At 60.3% G+C, this 21,694-nt stretch carries 19 protein-coding genes; 12 read left to right on the forward strand and 7 right to left on the reverse strand.

Features of this window, described 5'->3' with window-relative positions:
- Nucleotides 1–2 precede the first annotated feature (2 nt).
- The 6 genes from G6M89_RS04180 to G6M89_RS04205 all read left to right on the forward strand — a co-directional run bounded on the left by G6M89_RS04180 (nt 3) and on the right by G6M89_RS04205 (nt 6,212).
- Nucleotides 3–2,474 carry a cation-translocating P-type ATPase gene (locus tag G6M89_RS04180; protein WP_165160556.1) on the forward strand — a complete coding sequence of 824 codons (2,472 nt, stop codon included), beginning with the start codon at nt 3–5 and terminating at the stop codon, nt 2,472–2,474.
- A 169-nt stretch (nt 2,475–2,643) separates the two neighbouring features.
- Complete coding sequence (locus tag G6M89_RS04185; RefSeq protein WP_165160557.1) at nt 2,644–3,945, forward strand: RNA-guided endonuclease TnpB family protein; 1,302 nt, start codon at nt 2,644–2,646, stop codon at nt 3,943–3,945.
- Between the two features lie 55 nt (nt 3,946–4,000).
- Nucleotides 4,001–4,297 (forward strand): hypothetical protein, encoded by a 297-nt coding sequence (locus G6M89_RS04190; RefSeq protein WP_241175218.1) that lies wholly within the window; start codon nt 4,001–4,003, stop codon nt 4,295–4,297.
- A gap of 56 nt (nt 4,298–4,353) precedes the next feature.
- On the forward strand, nt 4,354–4,698 hold the full coding sequence (locus G6M89_RS04195; RefSeq protein WP_165160559.1) for a cupin domain-containing protein: 345 nt from the start codon (nt 4,354–4,356) through the stop codon (nt 4,696–4,698).
- A 130-nt stretch (nt 4,699–4,828) separates the two neighbouring features.
- Nucleotides 4,829–5,551, forward strand: a complete 723-nt coding sequence (gene ric, locus G6M89_RS04200) for an iron-sulfur cluster repair di-iron protein (protein WP_165160560.1) — start codon at nt 4,829–4,831, stop codon at nt 5,549–5,551.
- Between the two features lie 73 nt (nt 5,552–5,624).
- On the forward strand, nt 5,625–6,212 hold the full coding sequence (locus G6M89_RS04205) for a hypothetical protein (protein ID WP_165160561.1): 588 nt from the start codon (nt 5,625–5,627) through the stop codon (nt 6,210–6,212).
- 23 nt (nt 6,213–6,235) lie between these two features.
- Here the strand turns inward: G6M89_RS04205 and G6M89_RS04210 are convergent, their stop codons facing one another.
- Together G6M89_RS04210 and G6M89_RS04215 are read right to left on the reverse strand one after the other, a co-directional pair.
- Nucleotides 6,236–6,802 (reverse strand): HPP family protein, encoded by a 567-nt coding sequence (locus G6M89_RS04210; RefSeq protein ID WP_165160562.1) that lies wholly within the window; start codon nt 6,800–6,802, stop codon nt 6,236–6,238.
- A gap of 152 nt (nt 6,803–6,954) precedes the next feature.
- Nucleotides 6,955–8,004 (reverse strand): hypothetical protein, encoded by a 1,050-nt coding sequence (locus G6M89_RS04215; protein ID WP_165160563.1) that lies wholly within the window; start codon nt 8,002–8,004, stop codon nt 6,955–6,957.
- 179 nt (nt 8,005–8,183) lie between these two features.
- Between G6M89_RS04215 and G6M89_RS04220 the strand changes: the two genes are divergently transcribed.
- Nucleotides 8,184–8,723, forward strand: coding sequence for an FxLYD domain-containing protein (locus G6M89_RS04220; RefSeq protein WP_165160564.1), 540 nt, complete (start codon nt 8,184–8,186; stop codon nt 8,721–8,723).
- Nucleotides 8,724–8,744: 21 nt separating this feature from the next.
- Here G6M89_RS04220 and G6M89_RS04225 read toward each other — a convergent pair whose 3' ends face one another.
- A complete protein-coding gene (locus G6M89_RS04225; protein WP_165160565.1) occupies nt 8,745–9,632 on the reverse strand; it encodes a PspA/IM30 family protein in 888 nt (295 codons plus the stop codon).
- A gap of 184 nt (nt 9,633–9,816) precedes the next feature.
- On the opposite strand from G6M89_RS04225, the gene G6M89_RS04230 reads away from it, so the two are divergent.
- Together G6M89_RS04230 and G6M89_RS04235 are read left to right on the forward strand one after the other, a co-directional pair.
- Nucleotides 9,817–10,446 (forward strand): dienelactone hydrolase family protein, encoded by a 630-nt coding sequence (locus tag G6M89_RS04230; RefSeq protein ID WP_165160566.1) that lies wholly within the window; start codon nt 9,817–9,819, stop codon nt 10,444–10,446.
- 64 nt (nt 10,447–10,510) lie between these two features.
- A complete protein-coding gene (locus G6M89_RS04235) occupies nt 10,511–11,269 on the forward strand; it encodes an SDR family NAD(P)-dependent oxidoreductase (protein ID WP_165160567.1) in 759 nt (252 codons plus the stop codon).
- A gap of 32 nt (nt 11,270–11,301) precedes the next feature.
- Here the strand turns inward: G6M89_RS04235 and G6M89_RS04240 are convergent, their stop codons facing one another.
- Nucleotides 11,302–11,763 (reverse strand): GNAT family N-acetyltransferase, encoded by a 462-nt coding sequence (locus G6M89_RS04240; protein WP_165160568.1) that lies wholly within the window; start codon nt 11,761–11,763, stop codon nt 11,302–11,304.
- A 148-nt stretch (nt 11,764–11,911) separates the two neighbouring features.
- Here G6M89_RS04240 and G6M89_RS04245 point away from each other — a divergent pair, with 148 nt between their 5' ends.
- Nucleotides 11,912–13,309, forward strand: a complete 1,398-nt coding sequence (locus G6M89_RS04245) for a hypothetical protein (RefSeq protein WP_165160569.1) — start codon at nt 11,912–11,914, stop codon at nt 13,307–13,309.
- Between the two features lie 145 nt (nt 13,310–13,454).
- Here the strand turns inward: G6M89_RS04245 and icd are convergent, their stop codons facing one another.
- The 3 genes from icd to G6M89_RS04260 all read right to left on the reverse strand — a co-directional run bounded on the left by icd (nt 13,455) and on the right by G6M89_RS04260 (nt 18,497).
- The gene (gene icd / locus G6M89_RS04250; RefSeq protein WP_165160570.1) at nt 13,455–14,717 is read right to left on the reverse strand and encodes an isocitrate dehydrogenase (NADP(+)); all 1,263 of its coding nucleotides are present in this window, start codon (nt 14,715–14,717) and stop codon (nt 13,455–13,457) included.
- A 281-nt stretch (nt 14,718–14,998) separates the two neighbouring features.
- On the reverse strand, nt 14,999–15,310 hold the full coding sequence (locus G6M89_RS04255; RefSeq protein WP_165160571.1) for a hypothetical protein: 312 nt from the start codon (nt 15,308–15,310) through the stop codon (nt 14,999–15,001).
- 73 nt (nt 15,311–15,383) lie between these two features.
- Entirely contained in the window at nt 15,384–18,497 is a 3,114-nt protein-coding gene (locus G6M89_RS04260; protein ID WP_165160572.1) for an FAD-binding and (Fe-S)-binding domain-containing protein, read from the reverse strand.
- A gap of 284 nt (nt 18,498–18,781) precedes the next feature.
- On the opposite strand from G6M89_RS04260, the gene G6M89_RS04265 reads away from it, so the two are divergent.
- Nucleotides 18,782–20,431, forward strand: a complete 1,650-nt coding sequence (locus tag G6M89_RS04265) for a lipopolysaccharide biosynthesis protein (RefSeq protein ID WP_165160573.1) — start codon at nt 18,782–18,784, stop codon at nt 20,429–20,431.
- A gap of 46 nt (nt 20,432–20,477) precedes the next feature.
- A complete protein-coding gene (locus G6M89_RS04270) occupies nt 20,478–21,641 on the forward strand; it encodes an acyl-CoA dehydrogenase family protein (protein ID WP_165160574.1) in 1,164 nt (387 codons plus the stop codon).
- Nucleotides 21,642–21,694: the final 53 nt, after the last annotated feature.

Genomic DNA, 21,694 nt, shown 5'->3' on the forward strand with positions numbered 1-21,694 from the left:
AGATGGAGGTTCCAGACCGCAATCTGTCATCCGAATCCGAACACAACCCGGGGAGCGACGCTGAGAATCAGTCGGCAAGCACGTCCGATTCGGCAGCCGACGATGACTGTACGCTCTGTTCGCTCCCAACGCCCGCCGATCCGATCACCGGTGATGGCACGGGCTCGTTTTGCTGTCAGGGCTGTCTCGAGGTCTACCGAACACTCGAGCGTGCCGACAGCGAGGTCAGCGCTGAGGCCGTCCGTGACCGACTCGAGGGCGAACCCGTGGCCGAGTCCGGTTCCAGTCTGGACGAACTCGAAGGCGAGGACGCCTTTCTCACAGTCGATGGCATGCACTGTTCGACCTGCGAGGCCTTCCTCGAGACGCGCGCCGCCGGCACCGACGGCGTCGAAGGTGCAGCGGCGAGTTACGCGACAGACACCCTGCGGGTGGTGTACGATCCAGACGAACTCACGGAAGACAACCTCCCTGGAATCGTCTCAGGGTATGGCTACAAGGCGCGCTCTCGAGGCGAGGGGCGCGAAGAAGAACCGCGCGATGCCGCGCTGATAAAGTTCCTGATCGGCGGCGGGCTGTTCGGGATGATGGTGATGGTGTGGTACGGCGTCTTTCTGTACCCGACGTATTTCGGCTACGAGCCACTGGCTGAATTCGGCAGCTACGACGGCTATTACCTGGTCGTCAACATCTGGCTCATGACCTCGTTCGTCCTGTTTTACACGGGCTGGCCCATTCTCCGGGGCGCGTACGTCAGCCTCCGGGCTGGAATGCCGAACATGGACCTGCTCGTTGCACTCGCTGCACTCGGCGCGTACGCCTACAGCACGCTCGCGATGGGGCTTGGCCGAACCGATCTCTACTTCGATGTCTCGGTCGCGGTCGTCCTCGTGGTAACCGCAGGAAACTACTACGAGGGGCGGATCAAACGCCGTGCGGCCGGTCTGTTATCCGATCTCACCGACGCACAGGTCGATGAGGCCCGCCTCGAGTCGGGTGAAACCGTCTCACTTTCGACTGTGGACCCCGGTGATCGACTCCTTGTCCGGCCGGGCGAGCGCGTCCCCCTTGACGGCGAGGTTTGTGAGGGGCACGCTGCCGTCGACGAGTCACTGGTCACCGGCGAATCCTTGCCCGTCGAAAAGGCACCCGGCGACGCGGTCCGGGGCGGTACCGTCGTCACCGACGCGCCGCTCGTCGTCGAGGTTGGGCCGGATGCCGAAAGCACCCACGACCGACTCGTCTCACTGCTCTGGGCGATCCAGAGCGCCCGGCCGGGCGTCCAGCGCCTCGCTGACAAACTCGCGACAATCTTCGTCCCGCTCGTCGTCGTGCTTGCAACCCTCACGACGGCCGTATTGCTCGCAACCGGCTCGAGTGTGTCGGCGGCGTTTCTCGTTGGCCTCACGGTTATAATCGTCTCCTGTCCCTGTGCACTCGGGCTTGCAACGCCGCTTGCAATCGCCTCAGGCATCCAATCAGCAGCATCACGCGGCATCGTCGTCGCCGCGGAGACGCTGTTCGAGGACGCCCCAGACGTCGACATCGTCGTGCTCGATAAGACCGGGACGCTCACTGAAGGCGCGATGTCCGTTGACGGCGTGTACATCATCGGCTCGGACACCATCGACGACCGCGACCTCCTCCACCGCGGCGCAGCCGTCGAATCCCTCTCCGGACACCCGATCGGCAACGCCATCGTCGCAGCCGCACGTGACGCCGGGATCGATGACCTCGAGGGCAGTGTCAGCGTCGATGGGTTCAAGCGCCACGCCCGCGGCGTCAGCGGGCACGTCGACGGCGAGCGAGTCGTCGTTGGCCACCCGTCACTCTGTCGCGAGTACAACCAGTCGATTTCGCCTGCACTCGAGTCACAAATTGCGGCTGTGCGGGACGATGGCGACGTGCCAGTCGTCGTCGGCTGGGATGGACGCGCCCGCGGTGTGATCGTCGTCGGCGACACGCCCCGCGAGCGTTGGCATGAAGCGCTCGAGACGCTCGCCGAGGGCCGGGAACTCATCGTGCTCACGGGCGATGAAGGCGCGGCAGCGGATCAGTTCCGCGACGTGGCGGGCGTCGACGAGGTCTTTGCAGGCGTGCCCCCGGAAGCGAAGGCCGAAACGGTTCGACGGCTGCGCACTCGCGGCACCGTCGCGATGGTCGGTGACGGCAGCAACGACGCACCGGCGCTTGCGGCCGCTGACGTGGGCATTGCACTCGCCAGCGGGACCGAACTCGCGACTGACGCCGCAGACGCCGTTATCGTCGGCGACGACCTCGAGTCGGTCGCAGCGACGTTCGACCTGGCAGCGGGTACCAACCGACGGATTCGCCAGAACCTCGGCTGGGCGTTCGTCTACAACGCGATTGCGATTCCGCTGGCGATCACGGGGCTACTGAACCCGCTGTTTGCCGCGGCCGCGATGGCACTCAGCAGTGTGCTCGTCGTGCTCAACTCCGCGCGCTCGATCTGAGAGAGAGAGTGCTGTCGGCCTCCCGTCACAGAAATGCAAGGAGGAAGCCCACGACTTCAGTCGTGGGAGGAATCCGACAAGGCTCGAACAATCCACGAACGATAGCAGTCGGACTCCCCAACGTGGGTCATAGAATTTATAAAGAATTAATTCAATATGTGAAATACGGATGGAGGACGTGATTCGCACCGTCAAAGTCAAACTCGATGTCCCTACAGAGCGGTGTGACGACCTCCATCAGACCAAAGACCAGTTCCTCCACTGTGCCAATACGACGGCAGACTGGGCGTGGAGATACCCACACGACTACTGTATAACCTCGAAACAGAGTGCTGAGAACGCCCTCTACGACAGACTTCGTAGTGAGACGGAGTTGACCGCGAATCTCGTGCAGAAAGGGATTCGACGCGCTATAGAGGCTACAAAAAGCGGTGTCGCTCGACTCAAGGACGGCGACAAGACGAGTCAACCGCACTTCGACACGTGGAGCGTTGTCTATGACAAACGAAGCGCAACGTTCCACCGCGATCACGTCTCTCTGTCCACGGTGAACGGCCGTGTCGAGTGCGACTACGTGATTCCAACCAAACCAGAGGGAACACCAATTGGTGAGTATCTGCTGAACGAGGACTACGAGTTCCGTATGTCCACATTGCAGTACGACCGTTCCACAGAGTCGTTCTATCTCCATGCACGGATGCGCCGACTCGAACGTGATGACCGAGAGCAGTCCACAGCGTCTTCTGATACCAAGCACAGAACAGTCCTTGGCGTTGACCTAAACGTGGACGGTTCGCTCGCCGTGACTTCGACAGGCGTGTTCATCGGAAACGCTGACGAGATGAATCATCGACGCCGAGCGTTCGAGAAGACTCGCGGGTCACTGCAACAGACTGGGATGCGGTCGGCACACCTGTCGATTCAATCGATGAAAGACCGCGAACACCGCTGGATGCAAGACGAACTCCATCGCGCTTCGAACCAGATTCTCGAAGAAGCCCGTGACCACGACTGCACGCACGTTGCGTTCGAGAACCTGACCGGAATTCGTGACCGGATGGCGGGTGCAAAACGCTTCCATGCATGGGCGTTCCGGCGCTTGTATCACTACGTCGAATACAAAGCTGAGATGTTCGGCATCGAGACGGAACAGGTGAGTCCGGCGTACACGAGTCAGCGGTGTTCGTCGTGCGGGTTTACCCACGAGTCTAATCGGCAGTCAAAACACCAGTTCGTGTGTCAGAAGTGCGAGTACGAACTGAACGCAGATTATAATGCGAGCAAAAACATTGCTCGCAAACTTCTCAAAAAACTCCACTCGAGGCAGAAGTCTTCGAGTGGAGGCGCACCCTGTCAGTGTGCGCTAACGTCAGGGACGCTGAACCTGAATGGCGATTACACAGCCTCCGTCAATTCGACGGCAGAAGGGGAGTCCACTGACAAGCCCACGACTTCAGTCGTGGGTTACTGACATGCGCGAACGGGAAGGTTCTTGGTTGTCGTCGCTCATGTCGCGCCTGACAGCTATGTCGAGTCTTGCCGTCACCGAGTCGACGATTATGATCGCGCTGACCGTCGTGAAAACGCTCGTACTGATCGTTGGCAGCGTAATCACGTACTTCGCGTACCGGGCCTACCAGCGCACGCGCCAGCGCCCGCTTGGCTATCTCGCGATCGGATTTGGACTCGTCACACTCGGTCTCGTACTCGCAGGAATCTCGACAGAATCACTCAACGTTACGCTCGAGATGGGAATTCTCCTCGAAAGTCTCCTCGTGTTGGCTGGCTTTGTCGTGATCGCATACTCGTTGTATGCGAAGTAAGCTCGAGATCTTCTGCGTTCCACACGCCTATGGGGATGGCACGCGGAAGCGTAGGCATGGGCTACGAAACTGCTGCAAAGACCGATCCAGATTCAGTCGTTCCCGCCGAAGCAGGTGGAATGTGGTTTCTGAAAGACGAACTCAAGGCCGAGTCAGTCGGCTTCACCCTCCTCGAACTCGAACCTGGCACGGAGGGAATGGAACACGACGAAACGGAAACCGGCCAGGAAGAGATTTACTACGTCCTCGAGGGCGAAATCGATGTGGCACTGACAGACGCAGACGAGACGGTGACACTCGAGGCCGAAGAGGCGATTCGACTCGACCCGGCAGAGACGCGCCAACTCGTCAATTCGGGGACTGACACGGCGAAACTTGTCCTCGTCGGTGGCCCGCTGTAGGAACACAGGTCCACTGGACTGGGAAGCGATCATATTCGGGACTGCGGCTTTTGGTGTGTGTCCGGAAGAGTCGTATGGGACGAGTGACGGCTGTGTATGACTGACAGTCCGCTGGTTCCAGGTGATTACAATGGCACATACGACACTCGATATTGATCCGGCGGATTCACTTGGTGACCTCGTCGCTTCGAACCCGGCCTCGAGCCGCGTGTTCGACGACCTCGGCATCGACTACTGCTGTGGTGGCGACCGGTCGCTCGCGACAGCCTGCGAGGCCGGCGGCTACGACCTCGAGACGGTCCGTGGTCGGATTGTGGCCGTACAGTCAGACGGCGAAATCGAACACGAATGGGAGACGCTGACGCAACTGGCGAATCTGATCGTCTGGGAGCATCATCGCTATTTGCGAACCGAACTCGAGCCGCTCAGAGATCTTGTCGAGAAAGTCGCGGGCGTCCACGGTGATCGTGAACCAGCGCTTCGAACCGTCGAAACCGAGTTTGCCGCGTTAGCTGACGAGTTGGACAGCCATATCGCCGACGAGGAACACCGCGCGTTTCCACTCATCAAGAAACTGGATGATGGCGTTGCACTAACGAACGAGGAACGAAAGACACTCCGAGACGAACTCGAGCAGTTCGAGGCCGACCACGACGAGACGGGCGACCGACTCGAGCGACTACACACCCTCACTGACGGCTACGAGATTCCGGACGATGCCTGTACGAGCTATCGGGCGATGCTCGAGCGCCTCGCTGCCCTCGAGCGTAATACCCACATGCACGTCCATCGGGAGAATAACGTGTTGTTCCCGCGTGCAGAGGCGCTGCTTGACGCCGATGGGAGTGAGTAACCCACAGACATAGTCTCGTTTCAGTGACTGTTACTGGGTGCTTTTTCTTGCTACTCGGTGTAGCCGAGGTGCTATGAGTAACCAGTCAGACACGGAAACGAACAGGCAAATCGGGACGACAAACTGGATACTCGGTGGTGCAATCGGCGGCATCGTCGGATCACTCACGTTTGGGTTCGTATTATGGGCAGTCAACCCGACTATCATCACCGAGACGATACCAGCACTCTACGGAATCGATCCGATAGGAACCGCTGGCTGGATCTTTCACATCGCCCACGGGCTCGTTCTCGGCCTTCTCTTTGGCTTTCTTGTCTCTCGAGAGTTCATACGGGGGACGCTGATGACCCATGCGGATGCCGACTTCCTTGACTCGATGGGTGTCAGCACGCGACTCACACTCGCCGGTTTTGTCTACGGACTTGCCATCTGGGCGTTACTGCCGTTGGTCCCTACCTGGCTCGCCATTGGCGGACTCGACACAGCTGGCTTCCCGTTCTTTGCGTTCGAAAGTCTCGTTGGCCACGCACTGTACGGCCTGTTTCTGGGCTGGTTGTTCTCACTGGTTGTCGAGACGAGCGCCGCCGATACGGCCACGTCACCATTCGACGACACCGAGACAGCACCCTCGAGACGCGAGAGTGAACAAAACGAATCCTGAACAGACGCTGATCGAGCGCCCTATCAGCGTGGATCTTCCGGTTCGACACCAAAGAAGTCCTGTACCCGATCAACGATGACACCGTGGAACCAGACGAGCAACGCAACGGCAACAACGATGATTACCGCCTCGAGCAGTGTCGACATCAATCCGAGCGCGACGATCAAAGTCGTTGCACAGGCGGCCGGGTGGTTCGTGTTCGACCAGAGCATGCCGACCGTCGTCAACACCATCGCCACGATGCCACTCAAGACGAGTCGGGCGACGTCAGTCGAGAAGCGCTCGCCCTGATCGAAGGCGTCGACGACCACGAGTCCATCAGCGAGGACCAGATACGCGATCAATCCACAGAGAGCCGCAACAGCGTGGCCACCGATGACGTGATACGCGCCCTCTGCACGCGGATTGTCGCCGGTCGCGAGCAGATACGCCGACGGTCCCAGACTCGGAAAGAGAAACGGCTGTCCGGATGCCCAGGCGAGTCCGCCGAGCAAGACGAAGTGCAGGGTCACGTTCGTTCCAGCACTCAAGTCATCACGAAGATTGATCTGCTCGCTGGACGTCGGCTGCAGCGCCTCTCGAAGGCCCATCAACTGAGCGGTATCATGAGGACCGAAATAAGTAATTGGCCGTCACCTGCTTTGAGTGCGACAGTCACGTGCGTATCTCCGCTCGAGTGAACTCGTTGGTGGCGCTCGTGCGGGCGAGGCCGCCCCACCCTCACCGTAGCTAGTGAGTCAGCTTACTCCTGGTTTTCACCGGCACTCACGTCGAACGGCCCGCTATCAGGATCTTTCTGTGGAACCATTGGACCGATCGACGTCGTTCGCCGCGTCACGGTTGCTGTCCGCAGGATGTACGACACCAACAGCGCAAGCGGTGAGGCAACGACGGCGATGAGCGCGCTGATAATATAGGGCAGATACACCGCATGGACTGTCGGCCCGGCGAAATCGGCATAGATGAACCCAATCGTCATCGCCGAGAGAATCGCCGGCACACCACAGTAGATCGTCAACTGAGAGAATCGCGTTAGCTCGCGCTGAAGATACGTCGTCTTGAAGTGCTCGCGAGCAGTGATGAACAACTCGATCAACGAGATCAACTCCTCGAGTGCCTCACTGGCTTCTTCAGATAACGACTCGTCGTAGCGCCCCTGAATATGGCGTGCAGCATACAGCTGCCAGGCACCATTGTACGCAACCGCCGCCGAAACGGCCTCGAACGTCCCGAATTTCGTCTGCTCGAGCGTGTTGTTGATCTGCTCGGAGCTTTGTTCGACCCGGTCAGTAAACTGATGGATAATCTCGCCACCATCGCTTTCGGCGTCGACAGCATCAGCGAGTGTCGTGGCGCGGTCGTTAATGGCCTCGACGATGAGTTCAAAAAAGCGAGTTGGCGAAGCTGGACTCGCGGGCACCTGTGCAAGCGCCGAGAGGTCACTCCGGAACTCCATGACGCCCGTCAGTTGCTCGCGAGCCGTATCTGCTGTGACGAACTCCTGTGACAGAATCAGTTGATTGATCGAGACGACGAGCGTCACCAGCGAAAACGTCCCGGCAATCATCCCGCCAGCCAAGCGCGTGACCGAATCGTCGTTGACGAACGCGATGATGCCGAGTTCGTTCAACAGCAAAAAGAGCACGAAAATGGCAAGTGAAATGATAGTCGCGACGTAGAGTCGACTGCCTTTGACAAGAAACCACTCTCGCACCCGTACAAACACGTTCGTCTGATGCCCAATTTCGGAGCCATGAGACTCGAGCGACTCGTCACTATCCGACGATGCCATAGTGTCAATCCAACGCACTCGACAATAAGGCCACGCGTTGCACACTGAAGCGAAACGCAAGCGAGCGCCCGACACAGCCACACTCGTTCAGGTTCAGGGTGTACACTAACAGGCCTTCACGGCGACGCTCTTTCTATGAGCAGTAGTGAACAGCCGACTCGAGTACGGAGGGTCACTGTATGACTGACCAGCGGACGCCCACGGAACAAACACACGCTGAACAGCGACCGTACAAACGGCGATCAGTACTGGTCGGGTTAGGAACGGCGACAACCGCCGCACTTGCAGGGTGTCTCGAGGGAGACGGCGTCTCACTCGATGGCGATCCTCACTACGAAGACGGTGACGTCGGTGAGATTGATGGCGAACCCCGCACGGCAGAACAGATGAGCGCCGCAGAAGCCGTCGCCGAACAGGAGACACACGAAGGCGTCACGCGCGTCGACGCACTCGGACTCACCGACCACGAGTTCGTCTTCGAAGACGACTATCTCGGATCAACTATCCAAGGAACAGTTGAAAACGATGGCACAAGCCGCATCGAACTCGTCGAAGTCCGCGTTCGGGTCTACAACGACAACAGCGATCAGATTGGCCGATACCTCGCGAGTACCGGCGACCTCTCCGGAGAGGCAACCTGGGAGTTTCAGGTCGTCTTGCTCGAGTCACCCGACGATATCGCTGACTACGATATCACGGTCGTTGGAACGCCGACGTGATGGGGCGTCCAACAGCCCGCCTCAGTTGCTCTCTTCGTCTTTGAGTTCCGCGAGTTCGGCTTCGACTTCCGAGTCGTCAACCTCCTCTTCGAGGTCTTCGAGTTCGCTCTCGTCGATGTCGCCAGCGGGCTCTGGCTCAGGTGCAACATCCTCATCGACTGACTCGACATCAGCCTCCGCAGCGGCGTCTGTGCTCGGTTCGGGCTCTGTCTCCGCACCGACATCCGATTTGAGCGTCTCGAGTTCGGCTTCGACGCCGCTGCCGGTTGAGAGCTCCTCGAGTTCGCGGTCGATGTTATCCTTATCGGACATGACGTCGTCGAACGCGCCAGTTTCTTGGAGTTCGTCGAGTGCTGCGGCGCGAGCCTCCATATCCTCGGTCTGCTCTTCAGCGCGTTCGATGGCTCTGCCAACGTCCTCGAACTCCTCGCCCGTCGCGGTCATGGCCTCCGAAACCGTCGAACTCGCATCGGCAGCCTCATAACGGGCTTTCATCGTTTCTTTCTTCGTGCGGAACTCCTCGATACGAGCCTGCAGTTCGTCTTTTTGCTCGATCAAGCTGTCCTGTTGGTTCTGAAGCTCCGCAATCTGGCGATCGAGGTCCTCGATCTGGTTCATCTTCGTCTTCTTTTTCTCGAGTGCTCGCCGTGCCAGATCTTCGCGGTCCTGTTGAACCGCCGTGCGAGCCTGCTCGTTGTGTTTCTCGACGTTATCCTCGAGACGGCGTTTTTGCATCTCGAGGCGCTTTTTCTGCGTCGTCAGATCGGCGATACCGCGTTTGACCTCCTGGAGTTGGTCGCGCATCTGCTCGTAGGAATAATCGAGCGTTTCGGTCGGGTCCTCAGCCCGGTTAAGGATGGAGTTGATCTTCGACCGGATGACGTAGGAGGTCCGAGAGAGGATGCCCATACTCCTACCTATCGCTCGTCACCCTTAAAAACATCACATCAGCGACAGACAGAGAAGTACCCAGCGGCCGATAATATCTGTATTCTTGTACCAGAAACGGGAATCTGACTGCGCAAATCGTTCTTCGCGCTTTGTGACGGCTGCCTGCGAGGCTTTTGAGTACCATGGGCGCGTACGCCCGCACATGAGCAACGTGCTCGTTCCCGGTGGACGCGACGTTCGAGGGACGCTCACTGATCCCGACGACGCAACGGCACTCGTCGTTGCCTGTCCGCCCCATCCCCAGCAGCGAGGGTCGCGCAGCGACTCGCGGTTGGTCGCCGTCAGCGATGCGCTCGCCGAGGCCGGTATTGCCAGTCTCAGGTTCGATTACGGCCCGTGGGACGACGGCTACGGCGAATGTACTGACGTACAGAACGCGCTCCACTGGGCGAGCGAGCGATACGACCGCGTCGGACTCTTTGGCTACAGTTTCGGCGCAACACTCGCTATTCTTGCCGCCGCGAGTACCGACTACACCCTCGAGGCTGTCTCCGCACTGGCACCGACCGACAAACTCGCTGCCGACCTCGACGCCCGCGAGGCGCTGACGACACTCGAGTGTCCGATTCAAGTGGTCTACGGCGAACGCGATACGACGGTGAACTGGGAACCGATCGTCTCCCACCTCCGCGAGCGAACACCCACAACGGACGCTGAAACAGCCACAGTAGACCTCGTTCCGATCGCAGGCGACCACTTTTTCGTCTCCCAGGAGTCCACAGTTGCGACCGCGGTGAGTGAGTTTTTCGCCTCGAGAGTCGGTGCTCGCTGACTCCGTTGTCAGTCGAGTGCATGCTGGCACCACGGCTAACTGGTTCGACAGTGAACCACTGGTCATGAATCTACTCAAGGACAAGGTTGCAGTGATCACCGGTGCAGGATCTGGAATTGGACGAGCAACGGCGACGACGTTCGCTGACCACGGGGCGGCCGTCGTCGTAGCCGATATCGACGTCGATGGCGGCGAAGCGACCGTCGAAACGATCACCGAAGCGGGCGGCGAGGCCACGTTCGTCGAAACGGACGTCTCAGACCCCGACAACGCGAAGGCGATGATCGAAACCGCCCTCGAGGAGTACGGCGGACTGGACGTCCTCTACAACAACGCGGCTATCGAGGGGCCAGTCGCCCGACTCGAGGAGTACGACAACGCATCCTTCGAGCAGGTGATCGACGTGAATCTAAAAGGCGTCTGGTACGGGATGAAGTACGGCATCGAGGCGATGCTGGCCGATGGCGGCGGTTCGATTATCAGTGCCTCCTCGATTGGTGGCGAAGTCGCCGTCCCGCAGTACAGCGGCTACGGCGCGGCGAAAGCAGCAGTTAGCCATCTCACGAAGTACGCAGCACTCGAGTACGCCGAGGATGGTATCCGCGCGAACGCCGTCGCGCCGGGAATCGTTCGCACGGAAATGATCGAGCGGACCATCGAGGAACACCCCGAAATGGAAGACCAGTTCCACGAAACTGAGCCGATGCCGGGTCTCGCTGACCCCGAAGAAATCGCCAACGCCGTGGTCTTTCTCGCCTCGGATCTCTCCTCACGCGTGACCGGTACGACGCTTCCCGTCGAAGGCGGCTATCTCGCCCAGTAACTGCCCATCAGCGTCAGTCGCGGCCAATCAAATTAGACCGATTTTCGCATCTCGACGTGCGGGATGCCAGCCTCTTCGAACTCCTCGCCGTGACGGTCGTATCCAAGCAGGTCATAAAACGGCGCTGCTCGAGTCTGGGAGTGGAGTTTCAGCGAGTCGAGGCCGCGTTCTCGAGCCCGGGTTTCGACTTTCTCCATGAGCGCTCGACCCACACCGTCTTCGCGGTGGGACTCGAGGACGGCAACGCGTTCGACTTTGCCGATTCCGGGGTCAGACTCTCGCAATCGCGCGGCACCGATTGGCTCGCCAGTCGCATCCTCGCTGTCGCCGTCATAGGCAACGAAATGATCCGCACTCGCATCGGGCTCGTCGTGTACGTCGTACTCGAGGTTCTCGTCAACGCCCTGCTCCTCGACGAACACCGTCTGTCGAACGTCGAACGCATCCGCTCGCGTGACTGCCTCGTCGACACCCATGATGCGTACGTCAGTCATTGTACGCCCGTAGCCGTCCGCTCGTGGTGAGTGTTATCGTTTCGTCGTAAGGAGGCGCAACGCTAGCTATCACTCGACCCCACACCAGCCAAATAATTAATAATATCTTAGTTAGTTTTATTAGTATTTAGTAATCTCTACTCTAGAGATGTTAGAGAGAACAAGCGGCAATGATGAATCGTCGCTCGGAGACTCCGCAGGATCATGGATCGCTGGCACACGGGTGTTTATTGGCCTGCTATTGCTGTATGAAGTGTTCGCGGGCGGCTGGTGGAAACTCGGCACGCTCGCATCGGGTCCGAACGAGGACTGGATCGGCGCGAACGCCGGCGGCGACATCACGCGCGTCTCCGAACGAGTCATCGAGGATGGCGTCTACAGTTGGTACGCGACGCTCCTCGAGACGGTCGTTATTCCCTATGCAGCCGAATGGAGCTACATTGCAACCGTTGCGCAGTTGCTCACTGCACTTGCGCTGATCGTCGGCCTCTGGACGCGCCCAGCAGCCCTCTGTGGACTGCTGTACTTCCTGCCCGTGTTTCACTTCGGGACGATCCGAACATCACCGCTGTTTACCGTCCCGATTGTCTTTGTCTTCGTCGCAAACGCGGGCCGCTACTACGGACTCGACGCAATCCTCGAGTCTCGAACGGATGCGATCGGCCGACTCACTCGCGTTCTCAATCACCCACTCCCGATTGCAAAACGCTGGTACCCAGGACTCGCAGCAGGGTTGAGTCTGGTATCCGTCTACTACCTGCTCTCGATGCCGGCTGTCGAGGCCTCCCGCGTCGAGTTCATCGGCCTCGAGATGATGATTTTCACCGCGCTCACTGCGGGCGGACTGATTGCGGTCTGGCGTGGCGGAACGCCGACGTTGGTCGCAGCCGACGCGCTCCGAATCTTCGTTGGCTACCGATTCCTGCAAGAAATCTTCGTCCGAACGGACCCTGGGCTGCCCGGCTGGGCGTCAGTCGAGACACAGACAGTCGAGTTCCAAGCAAATGCAGCGACGCACCTCTCTCCAGTCGGGCTACTCATTGAGAGTCTCGTCCTTCCCGCCATGAGCGCCTGGGTGGTGGTGTTTGCCGTGATACAGACCGCGACAGGCCTCGCGCTGATTGTCGGCTGGCGAACGCGCACAATGGGGCTGCTTGCAATCGGCTACCTCCTCCTCTTGACCGCACTCGGATTCGTCCGGCTCGGTCCCCTGCTGCTTGCGAGTCTCGTCGTTGCGACCGCACTCGGCGGTCGGTACGCAAGTCTCGATGCCATCGCCGGACGGGAATCGACGCTTTCGCTGCCGACCTCGTCGATCCCACAAGCAACCCTCGCACCCGCAACGCTCGTGTTGGGTGTCTGTCTCATCGGGGCGAGCCTCGTCGTGATCGACCCCAGCGCCGATCCCGACCCAACCGGACTCGAGACCCTCATCATGCTCGGATTCATCGCGATTGCGGGCCTGGTTGGCGTCCTCGAGCGGACACGAAACGACCCGCCACACACCACCCCGCGGACTGGCGACACTGATTCGATCAGCGACTGATCGAATCGAGCCAGCACACTCGAGCGTGTGGTAGCCGGTAACTCACCAGTACCAAGCAGTAGAGAAAATGAGACGCTGGCGATACCTGCCAGCGGAGACGAGAAAGCGTCAGACCGCTTTGCGGCCTGACTGTCCGAGAGACTCTCTACGAGAGTTTCTCGATGTTTTCGACGACTTCGTCAGCGAACTCGCTCGTGGCGAGTTTCTCGGCGTCCTCGAGTTGGCGCTCTAAGTCGTACGTGACCTTGCCCGAGGAGATCGTCTCCTCGACGGCGTCGCGCACGAGGTCTGCGGCGTCGTTCCAGCCCATGTACTCGAGCATCATGCGGCCCGAGAGGATCATCGCGGTCGGGTTGACCTTGTCCTGGCCCTCGTACTTTGGTGCGGAGCCGTGGACGGGTTCGGCGAGCATGCGGCCTTCGCCGAAGTTGCCACCGGGGGCGATGCCGAGGCCACCGATCTGTGCGCCGGCGGCGTCGGACATGTAGTCGCCGTTCAGGTTCATGGTGGCGATGACGTCGTAGTTGTCCGTTCGGGTCAGGAGCTGCTGGAGCATGTTGTCCGCGATGCGGTCGTTGACAACGAGCGTGTCGTCGTCGACTTCGCCGTCTTGTTCCTCCCAGAGGGTGTCCTCGGTGATGACCTCGTCACCGTACTCCTCTTCGGCGACCTCGTAGCCCCAGTCACGGAACTGGCCTTCGGTGAACTTCATGATGTTACCCTTGTGGACGAGGGTAACGGAGTCACGGTCGTTCTCGAGGGCGTAGTCGATGGCTTCGCGGACGAGGCGTTTCGTTCCGAACTCCGTGATCGGCTTGACGCCGATGCCGACGGGGCCGTCGTGGATGACGTCGTCTGCGCCCATTTCCTCCTCGACGAACTCCTTGACCTGCTGGACCTCGTCGGTGCCGGCTTCCCACTCGATGCCGGCGTAGACGTCTTCCGTGTTCTCACGGAAGGTGACCATGTCCATCTGCTCCGGCTCTTTCACGGGGGATGGAACGCCCTCGAGGTGGTACGTTGGGCGGACGTTCGCGTAGAGATCGAGCAGTTTGCGCAGACCGACGTTCAGCGATCGGAAGCCAGCGCCGACGGGCGTCGTCAGCGGACCCTTGATCGCGACGCGGTGTTCCTTGATTGCCTCGACAGTCTCCTCTGGAAGGTTCTCGTCGTACTTCTCGCGAGCGGACTCGCCCGCGTAGACACGCATCCAGTTGATCTCGCGACCGGTCGCCTCAGCAGCAGCCTCGAGCACCTGCTGTGCGGCTGGGCCGACGTCGCTCCCGACACCGTCACCGTAGATAATCGGGATGATCGGGTTGTCCGGGACCTCGAGTTCAGTCTCGGACCCCTCTTTCAGCGTGATCTTTGCTCCCGCGTCAGGGACCTCGATCTTGTCGTAGCTCATTTCGTCTATACGGTGCCTCGAGAGGGGTAAAAGAGCTACTGTTTCCATCGCAGCCCGGAAAAAGTTGCACGAGAATGAGTTTAGGGAACAGACCAATTGAGAGAGTATACAGTCCTGAGAACCCGACTGTCCCCTTTTTTGGGGTGAAAGGGTCTGTCGACATTCGTCGAATTGGAGCGCTCGATGGATGAAAACCGAAACTCCGTTTTTGTAATTGAGTGAATCCCGGACTGGCTGCTGTTCATCGATGAAAAAGCCCACCGGAACATCGGCAGATATGCTCACAATCCGTTGTCGTCAGGACGGTGTCTCGAGTCGTATCGGGGCTCGTTCCAGTACCGGACGATCTGTCCCAATCCGATTGCGATCAGCCCAACACCGATGCTGGCGAGGGCGAACCAGCCCGCTACCCCGCTCCAGGAACGCACAATAGCGAGCCAAAGTACCGACATGAAAGTGATACCGATGACGACGAGGAGCGTACCGACATCGACGTGATCACGCCGCTGTGTAAGCACCAGCCGACCAGCGGCGAGAAGGGACATGATGGCACAAAATAGCGCGAGGAGACTGGCCGGTGTCATCGTCGCCATGGGTTGATGACCCGGCATCGTAAGTGTAGGGGTTTTGGCCCCACTGAGGAGACAAGAGCTGACGGCGAATCGCTTACTCGAGGGCGTCAGCAACGAGTTCGATCGGTGTCGGTGGCTTCTTTCCTCCTGGCTGGTGCTCGAGTTGGGTGCGACAGGACGCGCCGGGTGCGACGACGCGGTCGCCGTCGCTGTCGTCGATCTGTTCGTACAGTATCGCCGCGATTGCATCGCTCATCGAGGCGTGTTCGGCCTCGTAGCCGAAACTGCCGGCCATGCCACAGCAGCCCGAATCGAGCGGGTCGACGCCGTAGCCCGCACGACGGAGGACGCCAACAGCGTGGTGATCTTTCGCGGTTGCCTTCTGATGGCAGTGGCCGTGGTAGGTGAGTCGCTCTGCAGACTCGTCGAACGAAATCTCATTGTCCAGTCGGAACGTATCGATGTACTCGCAGATTCCATACGTGCCGCCCGCGAGCGTCTCCGTCGCCTCGTCTCCGAGCAAATCGAGGTAGTCTGACTGGAACATGACGGCATCCGACGGCTCGATAACGACCACATCCCAGCCCTCGGCGACCCGCGGTGCGAGTGCTTCGACGTTGTCAATCGCCGTCGATCTGGCCTGCTCGAGAAAGCCCTTCGAGAACGCCGGCCGGCCCGTATCGCCGAGTTCGTCCGGGACAGCGACGTGGATGCCTGCGGCCTCGAGTACGCGAACGGCGGCTTTGCCGGCGGCGGGATTGCTGTAGTTCGTGTAGGTGTCAGGGTAGACGATGGCCTTTCGAGTCGCCTCGTCCTCAGCGACGGCAGCGCCGCCGCGCGCTCGCGGTGTCACCGCTCGCGTTTCCGAGACGGCTTCGCCGTCTCGCTGTTCGAACCAGTCACAGAATGTCGTCTCGCTAAACGTCGGTAACGGCCGGTCAGAAGCGATGCCGATGGTCTTCTCGAGTAGCGTGCGCGCGCCGGGAAGTTTCGGCCCGACGTTCGACAGCGGAGCGAGCCGTGAGCCAATCTTCGAGAGTGTTTCGACGTTTGCAAAAAGCCGATCACGGAGTGTCGCGCCGTTTCGCTCATGGTACTCGTGGGTGACTTCGGCTTTGAGCTTCGCCATGTCGACCTCGCTTGGACAGTCGATTGCACAGCCCTTGCAGCCGATACACAGGCCCATGACCTCCTCGACGAACTCGTCGGAGAACGCCTCGCCGGGTGGTAAGTCACCGCTCATCGCCTGCCGGAGGGCGTTCGCCCGGCCGCGGGTCGCCGTGATCTCTTCACGGCTGGCCCGGTAGGTCGGACACATCACGCCGCCTGTAGTCGATTGCTCGCCGCGACAGCCCCCACAGCCGTGACAGAGTTCGACCATGCCCTGCATGCCGTTGTCGTTTTGCCACTCGAGTTTGGGCTCAAATCCGGCCTCGAACTCGTAGTCGGGGTCGAATCGCAGATGTTCGCGCAGATCGGTCGGGTTCTCCTCGCGGAAGACGACCTGGCCGGGATTGAGGAGCCAGTCGGGATCGAACGCCGTCTTGAGATCCTGAAACGTCTTCCACAATCGCTCGCCGTAGAGTTTGCGATTCCACTGGGTTCGCGCTCGGCCATCGCCGTGCTCGCCCGACACCGACCCGCCCAGATCGACGACGAGATCCGTCACGTCGTCTGCGATTCCATGCAGTTGCTCGAGGCCAATCTCGGTCTTCGTGCTGATTAGCGGGCGGATGTGGAGGACACCGGGTCCTGCGTGTGCGTAGAAGGCGGCGTACGTATCGTGAACCTCGAGGATTGACTCAAAACGCTCGACGAACTCCGGTAGCTGTGCGGGCGGAATCGCAGTGTCCTCGATGAACGAAATGTGTTTTTCGTCGGTCGTCCGCGAGAGCAAGATTGGGAGACCGGACTTACGAAGCTTCCAGAGCTTGGCGCGTTCGGCTTCGTCGTAGGCCTCGAGCGCATCGATTGCGAGCGTCTCGGAATCCGGCTGGGGAGCGTCGGCGGCAGGCTCGCCTGCGCCCGTCACGTCGGGACAGCGATCCGCGAGCAAGCCAGCGACCTGCTCGCGGCCGTGGTCGGCGTCGTCAGCGTAGAACTCGACGAGCAAGACGGCGTTCGTGCCGTCGGGCAACATCCCAGTGACGGGGCCGAACTCGGCGGTTCCGCGCGCGAGGTCGATCAATACGTCATCGAGCACTTCGACCGCCGCAGGGTCGTGTTCGAGAATTGGCTCGACGTCCGCCATCGCTTCGTGGAGGTCGCTGTAGCAAAGCAGCGAGACGGCCTTCGTTTCGGGCACCGACTCGAGCGAGACGGTCGCTTCGGTGACGATTGCGAGCGTCCCCTCGCTGCCGGCTAACAGCCGCGCGAGATTGACTGTGCCCGCTTCGCTAGTGTCCTCGTCGCCGGGGAGGTCGTTGCCCCGTGCTTCCGCGACGAGTCTGTCGAGGTTGTACCCCGAAACGTTTCGCTTGAGATCGGGATAGGCCTCCTCGATGACCTCGCTCTCCTCGTCGAGAATGCGGTCGACTTCGGCGTAGATCCGGCCCTCGAGATCGCCCTCGGCGTCGGCTCTCTCAGCGATTTCCTCGAGTGTGACTTCGCCAAACTCCGTGACGGTGCCGTCGGCGAGAACGACTTCGGCTGACTCTATGTAGGCGTCCGTTTTGCCGTACTTCAGCGAGTGTGAGCCGGTCGAGTTGTTCCCGATTGCGCCGCCAATTGCGCTTTTGTCGCCCCAGGCAGGATCGGGTGCGAACTTCAGGTCGTGGGGCGCAAGCGCCTCGTTGAGCGTCCCGAGGATCGTTCCCGGCTGGACCGTTGCCGTCCGGCCATCGGGATCGATCTCGAGGAGGTCGTTCATATGACGCGTGAAATCGAGGACGACGGCGTGGTTGACCGTCTGGCCCGCGAGACTCGTCCCGCCACCTCGCGGGAGCACGGGAATGCCACGGTTCGAACAGTACTCGAGGACGGCGGCGACATCGGCCGTCGATTCGGGGAACGCAACGGCGATTGGCGTCAGCTCGTAGGCGCTTGCATCTGTTGCATACAGTTGACGAGAGTACGAATCAGCCCGGACTGCACAGTCTGTTACGCGTTCGAGATCTGCGACAAGTGCCGGGCGGTCGACGTCCTCGCTTTGATAGTCGTAGTTCGCACGTCGATCAGCGGCCGGGTCGACGCGTGGCTCGAGCGACATACACCTCACTTCTAGCCGAATGGTGTTAAAGCGTCGGCGTTCGCGGGAAAAACCGGCGACCGTCTGGGGGGCAGTCGCCGTGATTCCAGTGGCGACCGAGTCCGTTCGGTCTGATAGTGTGCCTCTGGGACCGCCGTCCGCTGGAACGGACGGTACACATAGTATCGGTGAGACGGTCACAAACCGCACGCCTAACTAGTTGGGTAATCAGTAGCAGCGACAGCGACTGGCTCTGAGTCGTCAGCGGATGCAAACGGTCCACATCTGCCGTATCGAATTCCTTAATGCCGGACCGTTCAACGCACACAGAACAGGCAGTGAGTCAGGAGTTGCAAAGCGACAACACGGGCGACGATGGCGACGACGAGTCGCCGCTCAAGGAGACGACAGAGAGCGACGCTGGCGCGGCAGGTGTGGAATCAGTTCCGGCAGACGAACGAGAGGCGTTGCTCACAATCGCGCATGGCGCGGTCGTCACGTCCGGTGGAATCTCAGTCCAACGGGGGCTGACCACCGCGACGGAGTTCGTCCTCACGCGTGCGCTCGGTCCGGTCGCGTACGGCGTCTACGCACTTGCATGGCGGATCGCACAGATTCTGGTTCGACTCGTCACGTTTGGCAGCGTCCCGGCGCTCCAGCGATACGTTCCTGACGCGGGCGACGACCGCGCCCGCCAGTCACGAGTCGTGGGAATCGCCTATGCGACCACGGCCGGCGTCGGGTTGGCGATGGCAGTCGGTATCTGGATACTTGCACCGTGGATCAACAACGCCACCGTCGACCAGCCAGCGTTTCCGACGACGATGCGGCTGTTCGGCGTTCTTATCGTTCCAATTGGATTTGTGATGATCGCCGCAGGCGTCTTTCGCGCAGTTGGCTCCGCTCGAGGCGAAGTCCTGTTCAACAAACTCCTCCGGCCGGCCGTTCGGCTGGTCGGTGCACTCGCAGCGCTTGCGGTCGGGTACTCTGTCGTCGGCGTCGCCGGTGCAATACTTGGATTCATGTTCGCACTTGCTGTGGTCGGCATTCCGGTGACGATTCGAGCGACCGAGATCCGGCCGGTGCTTCGACGGACGCCAGGAGAACTGCGCCAGTTCTATAACTACGCGGGCCCCGTCGCGATGAGCAGTTTCGGGAAGATTTTTCAAAACCGCATCGACGTGTTGCTCGTCGGAGCGCTGTTGACGGCCGTAGCAACTGGTATCTACAACGTCGTCCTCGTACTGGTCGCGATTGCGTGGATCCCGCTGCAGGCGTTCAACCAGCTCTTGCCCCCGGTCGCCTCGAGCCTCTACTCGAACGGACAGATCGACACGCTGAATGCGATCTACACATCAGTGACACGATTGATCCTCACGACAGTACTCCCGATTCTCGCCGTTCTCGCGGTGTTTGGCGCGGACCTCCTCGCACTGTTTGGCCCAACGTACGCCGCAGGCTACGTGCCACTCGTCGTCTACCTTGGCGGCGTCTTCGTCGGCAGCGCCGTTGGCGCAACTGGCTGGTTGCTGATGATGACTGACCACCAATACGCGCGGATGATACTCGACTGGCTGCTCGCCGTCTCGAATGTCGTCTTAACCTACGTGTTCATCCTTGAGTTCGGACTCGTCGGCGCAGCGCTTGGCACATCACTCGCCATTGCCGCCCAGAACGCAATACAGGTCGTCTTACTCGAGCGCTTCGAGGGGCTGTGGCCGTTTGATGCGACGTTTTTCCGACCGCTCGCAGCCGGGCTTGTCATGATCGGAGTGCTCGTCCTCATCCGAACGGCTCTCAGTGGCCCACTCGCAATCGCGGTCGGCGCTATCGTCGGGCTCTGTGCCTATATCGGGACATTGCGCGTTCTCGGCGTCGACCCACGGGACCGCCTCGTCGTTCGCGAACTCTACAGTCAATACCGTGCTGACATCGTTGCGAGTCGCTCCTCGTGACCGCACCGACCACAATCCCTATACTCGTCGTTGTGGACCACGACATATGCTCGATTTCGTCACGCTCGAGGCCGACCTCGACGAGGAAGAGCGCCTCATTCGGGACACAGCCCGCGAGTTCGTCGCTGACCGCGTGAAACCCGACATCGGCGAGCACTTCGAGAACGGAACGTTCCCAACTGACCTTATCCCATTGATGGGCAAACTCGGCTTTTACGCGCCCAATCTCGAGGGCTATGGCTCGCCGAACGTCTCCGAAACGGCCTACGGGCTTCTGATGCAAGAACTCGAGGCGGGCGACTCGGGGCTGCGCTCGATGGCCTCGGTTCAGGGCGCACTCGTGATGTACCCCATCCACGCCTACGGCAGCGAGGCACAGAAAGAAGAATGGCTCCCGAAACTGGGGGAGGGCGAGGCCGTTGGCTGTTTCGGACTGACCGAGCCCGAACACGGCTCCGATCCAGCAAGCATGGAGACAACCGCTGAAGCGGATGGTGACGGCTACGTCCTCAACGGCTCGAAAACCTGGATCACGAATTCGCCAATCGCCGACGTTGCACTCGTCTGGGCACGCGACACCTCGAGCAAAGACGCCCCCGTCCGCGGCTTTCTCGTCGAAACCGATCGCGATGGCGTGACGACGAACAAACTCGAGGAGAAGCTCTCGATGCGGGCGTCGATCACCGGCGAAATCGGATTGAACAACGTCTCTGTTCCGGAATCAAACGTCCTTCCTGATGTCTCCGGGATGAAAGGGCCACTGTCGTGTCTCACGCAGGCGCGCTACGGCATCGCCTGGGGAGCCGTTGGCGCGGCTCGGGACTGTTTCGAGACGGCTCGAGCGTATGCACTCGAGCGCGAGCAGTTCGGCGGCCCGATCGCTCGCTTTCAGCTGCAACAAGAAAAGCTCGCAGAGATGGCGACACAGATCACGCTCGCCCAACTGCTCGCCTACCGCCTCGCAACCCTCAAAGAACGCGGTGACCTGCGGCCACAGCATGTCTCGATGGCCAAACGCAACAACGTTCGAATGGCCCGCGAGCAATCGCGCGTCGCCCGCGAGATGCTCGGCGGCAACGGCATTACGACGGACTACTCGCCAATGCGCCACCTTGCAAATATGGAGACCGTCTACACCTACGAGGGCACCCACGATATCCACACGCTCGTTCTCGGCGACGAATTGACCGGCATTCAGGCCTACGAGTGAGGCAGCTGCGGTGCCGGTAGGTGCCTGCAAGAAGTCCGCAGTCGGGCCAGAAC

The organism is Natronolimnobius sp. AArcel1 (genome assembly GCF_011043775.1).
Taxonomy (GTDB): domain Archaea; phylum Halobacteriota; class Halobacteria; order Halobacteriales; family Natrialbaceae; genus Natronolimnobius.

What these genes read in the sequence shown, in the direction of transcription:
- G6M89_RS04180 (WP_165160556.1), top strand. Translation starts at nt 3, where the DNA reads ATGGAGGTTCCAGACCGCAATCTGTCATCCGAATCCGAACACAACCCG.
- G6M89_RS04185 (WP_165160557.1), top strand. Translation starts at nt 2,644, where the DNA reads ATGGAGGACGTGATTCGCACCGTCAAAGTCAAACTCGATGTCCCTACA.
- G6M89_RS04190 (WP_241175218.1), top strand. Translation starts at nt 4,001, where the DNA reads ATGTCGAGTCTTGCCGTCACCGAGTCGACGATTATGATCGCGCTGACC.
- G6M89_RS04195 (WP_165160559.1), top strand. Translation starts at nt 4,354, where the DNA reads ATGGGCTACGAAACTGCTGCAAAGACCGATCCAGATTCAGTCGTTCCC.
- ric (WP_165160560.1), top strand. Translation starts at nt 4,829, where the DNA reads ATGGCACATACGACACTCGATATTGATCCGGCGGATTCACTTGGTGAC.
- G6M89_RS04205 (WP_165160561.1), top strand. Translation starts at nt 5,625, where the DNA reads ATGAGTAACCAGTCAGACACGGAAACGAACAGGCAAATCGGGACGACA.
- G6M89_RS04210 (WP_165160562.1), bottom strand. Translation starts at nt 6,802, where the DNA reads ATGGGCCTTCGAGAGGCGCTGCAGCCGACGTCCAGCGAGCAGATCAAT.
- G6M89_RS04215 (WP_165160563.1), bottom strand. Translation starts at nt 8,004, where the DNA reads ATGGCATCGTCGGATAGTGACGAGTCGCTCGAGTCTCATGGCTCCGAA.
- G6M89_RS04220 (WP_165160564.1), top strand. Translation starts at nt 8,184, where the DNA reads ATGACTGACCAGCGGACGCCCACGGAACAAACACACGCTGAACAGCGA.
- G6M89_RS04225 (WP_165160565.1), bottom strand. Translation starts at nt 9,632, where the DNA reads ATGGGCATCCTCTCTCGGACCTCCTACGTCATCCGGTCGAAGATCAAC.
- G6M89_RS04230 (WP_165160566.1), top strand. Translation starts at nt 9,817, where the DNA reads ATGAGCAACGTGCTCGTTCCCGGTGGACGCGACGTTCGAGGGACGCTC.
- G6M89_RS04235 (WP_165160567.1), top strand. Translation starts at nt 10,511, where the DNA reads ATGAATCTACTCAAGGACAAGGTTGCAGTGATCACCGGTGCAGGATCT.
- G6M89_RS04240 (WP_165160568.1), bottom strand. Translation starts at nt 11,763, where the DNA reads ATGACTGACGTACGCATCATGGGTGTCGACGAGGCAGTCACGCGAGCG.
- G6M89_RS04245 (WP_165160569.1), top strand. Translation starts at nt 11,912, where the DNA reads ATGTTAGAGAGAACAAGCGGCAATGATGAATCGTCGCTCGGAGACTCC.
- icd (WP_165160570.1), bottom strand. Translation starts at nt 14,717, where the DNA reads ATGAGCTACGACAAGATCGAGGTCCCTGACGCGGGAGCAAAGATCACG.
- G6M89_RS04255 (WP_165160571.1), bottom strand. Translation starts at nt 15,310, where the DNA reads ATGGCGACGATGACACCGGCCAGTCTCCTCGCGCTATTTTGTGCCATC.
- G6M89_RS04260 (WP_165160572.1), bottom strand. Translation starts at nt 18,497, where the DNA reads ATGTCGCTCGAGCCACGCGTCGACCCGGCCGCTGATCGACGTGCGAAC.
- G6M89_RS04265 (WP_165160573.1), top strand. Translation starts at nt 18,782, where the DNA reads ATGCCGGACCGTTCAACGCACACAGAACAGGCAGTGAGTCAGGAGTTG.
- G6M89_RS04270 (WP_165160574.1), top strand. Translation starts at nt 20,478, where the DNA reads ATGCTCGATTTCGTCACGCTCGAGGCCGACCTCGACGAGGAAGAGCGC.